The sequence below is a fragment of the Bradyrhizobium sp. WSM1253 genome (assembly GCF_000244935.1).
In the GTDB taxonomy this organism is placed as follows: Bacteria; Pseudomonadota; Alphaproteobacteria; order Rhizobiales; family Xanthobacteraceae; genus Bradyrhizobium; species Bradyrhizobium canariense.
Window position 1 is genome coordinate 148,971 of sequence record NZ_JH600072.1, and the last position, 7,127, is coordinate 156,097.

Below are 7,127 nucleotides of genomic sequence, written 5' to 3' on the forward strand. Positions count from 1 at the left end.
GCCACATGAGCAACCTCCTTTGTCGATTTTCTCTATTTGAACAGGGAAGAATAGGCCGCATGCAGCGGCTTCACGGCACTACGCCGGAAAAAGCTCGCCGGGATCGAACCGGCCTCTCTTGCGCGTCACATCGGCCGCATCGTTGAGCCTGTACTAACGTAAGAGATCGGGGGACGTGCGAGCGTACATGCCTAGGCGTGTACGACGTCAGCTTCCGAGGCTAAGTCGGAAGTTGCCGCTCTTAGCGGTCATCGAAGGCTTGTGACCCGACTCGGATATCCGACAGAGGGTTCTGGCAGCTGGTGGTGGCCCATCGAACCAGTGCCGCCGCCGACCGGGCAGACAGCGCGCCTCGCTTGAGACAGCCTCGCTGCCGAACTATCGTTGCCCTTGAGAGAACCGAGACCTCGCTGCATCATGCCGCCAACTGCCCTTGCGTCGCGCAATCGTAGGAGCGGGCATCCGGGGAATGTCGGTTGTGATGCATCGGGTGGTGCCTCCCTCGTCTCTGCTCCAAAATGGGGAAGATCCCGATGATTGTTACCGCAACATACGATCCCTCTCTCGTTGCCCTGTCCATCCTGGTCGCTGGCTTCGCGTCTTACACCGCCCTGGATCTCGGCGAACGCGTGGCGCTGGCCCAAGGACCCACGCACCACATACCCTCGCAGCGCGTACCCACGCACCCGATCTGGCTGGCGGCGGCCGCACTCACCATGGGAGGCGGCATATGGTCGATGCACTTCGTCGCCATGCTCGCCTTCGAGCTGCCGATGCCGGTGTCTTACGATGTCGGCTTGACTGTCCTTTCCCTCGTGCTGGCGATCCTGGGTACGAGCGGCAGCTTCTACGTCATCAGTAGCCCGGGCGCATGGCGCCCCCGCGTCGTGCTCAGCGGCGTCTTCATGGGGCTCGGCATCCTCGCCATGCACTACACCGGCATGGCCGCCATGCGGGGGCCCGTCCAATTGAGCTACGACCCCCTGTGGTTCGCGCTTTCCGTCATCGTCGCGATCGGCGCGGCGACGGCGGCGCTGTGGCTGGCGTTCGGAACCGGGGGCGCTGGGCAGAAGCTCGCCGCCGCCATCATCATGGGCGTCGCCATATCCGGCATGCACTACACCGGGATGCGGGCGGCCATTTGTAGCGCTCCCGCCACGATCGAGGACACCCACGTGGATGCGACCCTCGATCGGACCCCCTTGGCGGTGGGGATCGCCGGCTTCGTGCTCGCCGATCTGGCGGCCCTGTTCGCCTCCGTGGCCAAGCGCAAGCGCGCCGCGGAGGCCCTGCGTCAGACGCAGGCGGATCTTGCCCACGTCCAACGGGTCACCGCCATGGGAGAGCTGGCGGCCTCGATTACACATGAAGTCATGCAGCCGCTCGGGGCGGGAATGAACAATGCCGGGGCGGCCTTGCGCTGGCTGGATGGCCAGCCGCCAAATCTGGACAAGGCCCGGGAGGCGCTTGGTCGTACCGTCGAAAACGAAAAGCGTGCGGCCGAGATCATCGGCCGCATCCGTGCCCTCATCAAGAAGGAGCCTCCGCGCAAGGATGCCTTGGAGGTCAACGACGCGGTCGTTGAGGTCATTGCCCTGACGCGTGGCGAAGCGATGAAAAACAATGTCTCGGTGCAGACGCAACTCGCGGAGGGCTTGCCGCCCATCCAAGGAGATCGAGTCCAACTGCAGCAAGTGCTCCTTAACTTGATCATCAACGCCGTCCAAGCGATGAGCGGTGTCAGCGAAGGGTCGCGCGGGTTGCTGATCGGCACTGGGAAAGATGCATCGGGGGGAGTGCTCGTCACCGTGCAGGATTCTGGCCCGGGACTGAAACCGGAGAGTTTTGAACACCTGTTCGACTCATTCTACACCACGAAGCCCGGCGGCATGGGCATGGGGCTATCGATCTGCCGTTCGATTGTCGAAGCTCACGGGGGACGCATATGGGCCACCCCAAACGCCGGACCAGGCATCACCGTGCAATTCACTTTGCCGATTCAAGCCACGGCATCCGCGACCGACGGCGTGATCTTCAATACTATTCAGAAATTCTCCCCCGCCGCCGGGAATAGATGATGAAGGTCGGGCACTCCGAGAAGTCTGGTTCTGTGCGTCGGCTCAAAGCAGTTGGACGTCGGCCGCCGCCGAGGTCTGCTTCTGGGCCCAAGACCGACGTGCATCCTTGTCGGCCTTGACCCAGTGGCAGAGGCAAAGCGGACGCGCATTTCAGGCGCAGGACGCATGGGGCACCCATGTCGCCGAGGTCGTGAATACAACCCTGATGCCCGGCACCAATTCCTGGTACATGGGCGCCAACATAGAGGGCAAGGTGCGGCGGTTCTTGCCCTACCTCGGTCCGGAGGGCGTCGGCGGATACCGCAGAAAGTGCGCGGAGGTCGCGCAGAACGGCTACGAGGGCTTCGTGTTCACAAACGCCGACCAAGGCGGGACCGTGCACACGATTGCAGCCGAATAACTTAACGAACCCTGATCGGGAGTTGCGTTCAATGTCGCGTCTCCCGGTATGGGCCGAGCGCGCTTCGACGCCGTCTTGTGCCGAGGCTGCATTTTAGATTCGCTCTACGACGTTGGCGCGAAAGCGAACGACAGCTTTGCGCCAAGCGGTCATACGACAACTGATAAGCATATACATCTTTGCTTATCACTCTATGGGCTGACTCCGGTTGTGTAATTTTCTTATCAGTGCGCCACACTGACTCCGTTTCGTATGTTTGCTTGTCAGTTGGAGATGCGGTCGAAGTCCCGAACGACGGAGTTTTAAGCAGCGACTCGCTGGAGGGAGAGAATCTGTAAAGAAACTTGCTCGACCGCTGCATCTCAGGTTCTCTCGGTAGGCGAGAGGGGATTGGGATTCCCCCGCCTGTCCGTGCACCGTCGCGGGTCTAGAATGCCGTTGGACGCGGCATCATTGTACCTGAACAGGCTAATCCAGACGCGCGCAACCCTGTATTGGATGGCAAAGCCAAGCAATAACCTGTGCGGGTGATACAGCCGGCCCGAATTTCCTCAGCGGCTTCCTCGAACCAGCCAAGATTTATTCCAGGGGCTCCTTTAGGTGGCTCTGAATGGGCCTCCGCGGACCGGTGAACGACGGATTTTCGAAATCCTTCGCGGATTTGTCTTGTATGCCGGCGAGGGCCGCTTATTTTCGGAGCGGTTAGCCCTCGCTAGCTTCGACCGCTATTTCATCCAAACTAAAAGCGACTAGAGGATAGGAGGAGAGCATGAAATTCCGTCCGCTTCACGACCGCGTCGTGGTCAAGCGCATTGACGCAGAAGAGAAGACCGCTAGCGGCATCATCATTCCCGACACGGTCAAGGAAAAACCCTCCCAGGGTGAAGTCATCGCCGTTGGCCCCGGCGGTCGTGACGAAAACGGCAAGCTGATCCCGATCGACGTTCAGGTCGGTGACCGCGTGTTGTTCGGCAAGTGGTCGGGCACTGAGGTCAAGATCGACAACGTCGATCTGCTGATCATGAAGGGGAGCGACATCATGGGCGTTCTCACCGACGTGTCTTCCAAGAAGAAGGCCGCCTAATCCATCGCTCAAGCGCCTCTCGAGCGCATCATCAAGGGTGAGATTAAGTCAAAAACTCAGGGAAACCCACTATGTCAGCCAAAGAAGTCAAATTCGGAGTAGAGGCCCGCGACCGCATGCTGCGCGGTGTCGACATCCTCCACAATGCGGTAAAAGTGACGCTCGGTCCGAAGGGCCGCAATGTCGTCCTCGACAAGTCGTTCGGCGCTCCCCGTATTACCAAGGATGGCGTCACCGTCGCCAAGGAGATCGAGCTCGAGGACAAGTTCGAGAACATGGGCGCACAGATGGTGCGCGAAGTCGCCTCCAAGTCCGCAGACGCGGCTGGCGACGGCACCACCACCGCGACCGTGCTCGCCGCTGCGATCGTCCGTGAAGGCGCGAAGTCGGTTGCCGCTGGCATGAACCCGATGGATCTCAAGCGCGGTATCGACATGGCCGTGGAAGCTGTGGTCGCCGATCTCGTCAAAAACTCCAAGAAGGTCACCTCGAACGAGGAAATCGCGCAGGTCGGCACGATTTCAGCCAATGGCGATGCGGTGATCGGCAAGTTCATCGCCGACGCCATGAAGAAGGTCGGCAACGAGGGTGTCATCACCGTTGAGGAAGCCAAGTCGCTCGAGACCGAACTCGAAGTTGTCGAGGGCATGCAGTTCGACCGTGGCTACATCTCGCCCTACTTCGTCACAAACGCCGATAAGATGCGCGTTGAAATGGATGATGCCTACGTCCTCATTAATGAGAAAAAGCTATCTCAGTTGAATGAACTACTTCCCTTGTTGGAAGCGGTGGTGCAGAGCGGCAAGCCGCTTGTGATTGTCGCCGAGGACGTCGAAGGCGAAGCGCTCGCCACCCTCGTTGTCAACCGTCTTCGCGGCGGCCTGAAGGTCGCCGCAGTCAAGGCTCCGGGCTTCGGCGATCGCCGCAAGGCGATGCTGCAGGACATCGCGATCCTGACCGGCGGCCAGGCCATCTCGGAAGACCTTGGCATCAAGCTCGAGAACGTCACACTCAACATGCTCGGCCGCGCCAAGAAGGTCATGATCGACAAGGAGAACACCACGATCGTGAGCGGCGCAGGCAAGAAGGCCGACATCGAGGCGCGCGTGTCCCAGATTAAGGCGCAGATCGAGGAAACTACCTCGGACTACGACCGTGAGAAGCTTCAGGAGCGTCTTGCCAAGCTCGCAGGCGGCGTCGCGGTGATCCGCGTCGGCGGCGCGACCGAGGTCGAGGTGAAGGAGCGCAAGGATCGCGTTGATGACGCGATGCATGCGACCCGCGCGGCGGTCGAGGAAGGGATCTTGCCAGGCGGCGGCGTTGCGCTGCTGCGTGCCTCCGAGCACCTCAAGGGCATTCGCACCAAGAACGACGACCAGAAGACCGGGGTGGAGATCGTGCGCAAGGCGTTGTCCTACCCGGCCCGCCAGATCGCAATCAACGCGGGCGAGGACGGCTCGGTCATCGTGGGCAAGATCCTCGAAAGGGATCAGTACTCGTATGGCTTCGATTCGCAGACCGGCGAATACGGCAACCTGGTCTCCAAGGGCATCATCGATCCGACTAAGGTGGTTCGAGTGGCGATCCAGAACGCGGCGTCCGTCGCAGCGCTCCTGATCACCACGGAAGCCATGGTCGCCGAGCTGCCCAAGAAGGGCGGCGCCGGTCCGGCGATGCCTCCGGGCGGCGGCATGGGTGGCATGGGGGGTATGGACTTCTAAGCCCGACATTCAGAGCTCGACAATAATAAGAAGGCTCGGCAGCGACGCCGAGCCTTTGCCGATTTCCTTGCGGTCAGACGGGGTCCAATCCTGGCACACCATTGCGCGAGCGCGTCGAAGCCCGAGCCGCCCAAGCAGCGATACTTGTCAGGCTTCTTAGCGGCCGTAGGGGAAGCAGCGGTGGCGATCGAGCGTGAGACCGAAATGCGCTCCTAGCGCAGCGATGGCCGCATCTTGCTCAGGATAAGGATCGGCATTGCATGCGGCAACGATGATGATCCGGAACCCGCCGCGATCCTTGCCACCCGGTGGCAGCATTGCTGTAGCCAAGGCATTACCCTCCCTGTCACGAAACGTGAGGAAAAGCGGCATCTCTCGCTGTACATGGGTCTCGAGGCCGATGTCGCGCTCGATCGCGTTGGGCTGCTCCGGACGCCAGGATTGGACTGCCTTCTCTCGCTCGCGGCAGAAATATTTCTCGACTGTGTGGCGCATCAGGCGCGACTCTTGCACCGCTTCACCTTCCGTCTCGATACGGAACCAGGTCTTACCCTTCGCGCGTCGCAAACATACTGCATTTCGCCCATCCTGATCGCCGCAATTCTAGGGCGGCGGGCCCGCAAAGCCAGAATGTCATTCTCGTCGCGTTTCGATCTTTTGCGTTTTTACACAGCCAGGGTCAATCGCGTCACTTTGGCCGCGTGCCGTTCTCTACCGGTCTACCCCTGTGTTCGGATATCGTCAGACCGCCTCGGCATGTCTCAATGGGCAAACAGGCGACATGGTACCACCACAGCAAAAAAATCCCGGCACTTGGCCGGGATCGATACTTCACGCCTTTTTTGTAAACCAAATCGTTGGAGCTTTCGCCACTCCCGCATTCTGCATGGCATTCTTCAATTCAGCACTCTCCGCGAAGGCTTGCGCAGCTTCAATCGTGGCAAACTCGTGAGTTACTGTGATGTCATTGGGATTCTCGACTGCTCGGTAGACAGCCTCGGCTGTTACGCCCTTCGCCTTCTGAACCGGAGCAAAATCGTCGTAAACTTTCCGCCAAGTCTTGTAGTCGGAAACCGTGTGTCTAACAAACATAGTCGTCATCAGATGTTCCTCCCAGACTGGTCGTAGCAATCTTTCCACGAACGCTTGAAACAGCACTTCCAGTAGCACCAGTATAGTACCGGCCACCGCTTGGAGCTATTTCATTTCCGGGTTGCACTGATGCCATCGGACGCTTGCCCTTTTGTCCGATAAAACTGAGGCGTGCTGCCACTTCGCTGATGGGCTAACTCCGGGCGGTCTTGCGGGAGCAGCATCATCGCCTCGTGGCCGCACACTTACTGCGACCCGCCACAGGACCAGTCAGGTTGCCCTTGAAGCGGGATGTGCCGAAGTCACCGTTCGGGACGAACGAGCAGTACTAGCGCTGTTCGGCAGGTACGCTACCCTAAGAGACCGCCCCCTTTTCGGTTTCACACCACGATTTCACATTCCACACGCGCGCAGCTTTTGCGGCGGCTTGTTGCAGTAACCCAGGGAGAAAAGCGATGAGCAAGATCGATCGAAGGTTCTGCATTGACATTCGGGTTGGCAGCGGCTTCGGCGGCCATGATAAAGCCCGCCGCCGCTCAAACTACGGGCTACAAGGACACAACTCCGTGGCCAGGTGTGGTGGTGCGTGAGTATGATGGCGAGACACCATCGCTGATCCCGGGTTTTAAGACCGTCTCAATGCGCGACATCATCATGCAGCCGGGATCGAAGACCATGGGGCCCCCAATGATGAATGCCATGGTCTGCCATATCACCGAAGGAGAGCTTCGGCTTGAGCAGGACGAAAAGAC

General features: G+C 59.9%; 7 protein-coding genes and 1 pseudogene. 5 read left to right on the forward strand and 3 right to left on the reverse strand.

Going from position 1 to position 7,127, the window contains the following annotated elements; genetic code table 11:
* Window positions 1-533: 533 nt before the first annotated feature.
* The 4 genes from BRA1253DRAFT_RS40365 to groL all read left to right on the forward strand — a co-directional run bounded on the left by BRA1253DRAFT_RS40365 (window position 534) and on the right by groL (window position 5,283).
* On the forward strand, window positions 534-2,078 hold the full coding sequence (locus BRA1253DRAFT_RS40365; RefSeq protein WP_009859270.1) for an MHYT domain-containing protein: 1,545 nt from the start codon (window positions 534-536) through the stop codon (window positions 2,076-2,078).
* Window positions 2,079-2,184: 106 nt separating this feature from the next.
* A complete protein-coding gene (locus BRA1253DRAFT_RS00685; RefSeq protein WP_371261292.1) occupies window positions 2,185-2,478 on the forward strand; it encodes a hypothetical protein in 294 nt (97 codons plus the stop codon).
* 769 nt (window positions 2,479-3,247) lie between these two features.
* Window positions 3,248-3,562 carry a co-chaperone GroES gene (gene groES, locus BRA1253DRAFT_RS00690; RefSeq protein WP_009859271.1) on the forward strand — a complete coding sequence of 105 codons (315 nt, stop codon included), beginning with the start codon at window positions 3,248-3,250 and terminating at the stop codon, window positions 3,560-3,562.
* Between the two features lie 71 nt (window positions 3,563-3,633).
* Window positions 3,634-5,283: a chaperonin GroEL gene (gene groL, locus BRA1253DRAFT_RS00695; RefSeq protein WP_009859272.1), complete on the forward strand. Its 1,650-nt coding sequence runs from the start codon at window positions 3,634-3,636 to the stop codon at window positions 5,281-5,283.
* A 156-nt stretch (window positions 5,284-5,439) separates the two neighbouring features.
* On the opposite strand, the gene BRA1253DRAFT_RS00700 is transcribed toward groL, so the two are convergent.
* From BRA1253DRAFT_RS00700 to BRA1253DRAFT_RS43245, 3 genes are all read right to left on the reverse strand, one after another.
* Entirely contained in the window at window positions 5,440-5,850 is a 411-nt protein-coding gene (locus BRA1253DRAFT_RS00700; protein ID WP_245285828.1) for a hypothetical protein, read from the reverse strand.
* 264 nt (window positions 5,851-6,114) lie between these two features.
* On the reverse strand, window positions 6,115-6,384 hold the full coding sequence (locus tag BRA1253DRAFT_RS00705; RefSeq protein WP_009859273.1) for an antibiotic biosynthesis monooxygenase: 270 nt from the start codon (window positions 6,382-6,384) through the stop codon (window positions 6,115-6,117).
* A 371-nt stretch (window positions 6,385-6,755) separates the two neighbouring features.
* Window positions 6,756-6,893 carry a hypothetical protein gene (locus BRA1253DRAFT_RS43245; RefSeq protein WP_157158504.1) on the reverse strand — a complete coding sequence of 46 codons (138 nt, stop codon included), beginning with the start codon at window positions 6,891-6,893 and terminating at the stop codon, window positions 6,756-6,758.
* Between BRA1253DRAFT_RS43245 and BRA1253DRAFT_RS00710 the strand changes: the two are divergent.
* Window positions 6,892-7,127: pseudogene (locus tag BRA1253DRAFT_RS00710) on the forward strand (hypothetical protein); the annotation flags it as partial. The gene BRA1253DRAFT_RS43245 and the pseudogene BRA1253DRAFT_RS00710 sit on opposite strands and share 2 nt — an antisense overlap.

What these genes read in the sequence shown, in the direction of transcription:
- BRA1253DRAFT_RS40365 (WP_009859270.1), top strand. Translation starts at nt 534, where the DNA reads ATGATTGTTACCGCAACATACGATCCCTCTCTCGTTGCCCTGTCCATC.
- groES (WP_009859271.1), top strand. Translation starts at nt 3,248, where the DNA reads ATGAAATTCCGTCCGCTTCACGACCGCGTCGTGGTCAAGCGCATTGAC.
- groL (WP_009859272.1), top strand. Translation starts at nt 3,634, where the DNA reads ATGTCAGCCAAAGAAGTCAAATTCGGAGTAGAGGCCCGCGACCGCATG.
- BRA1253DRAFT_RS00705 (WP_009859273.1), bottom strand. Translation starts at nt 6,384, where the DNA reads ATGACGACTATGTTTGTTAGACACACGGTTTCCGACTACAAGACTTGG.
- BRA1253DRAFT_RS43245 (WP_157158504.1), bottom strand. Translation starts at nt 6,893, where the DNA reads ATGGCCGCCGAAGCCGCTGCCAACCCGAATGTCAATGCAGAACCTTCG.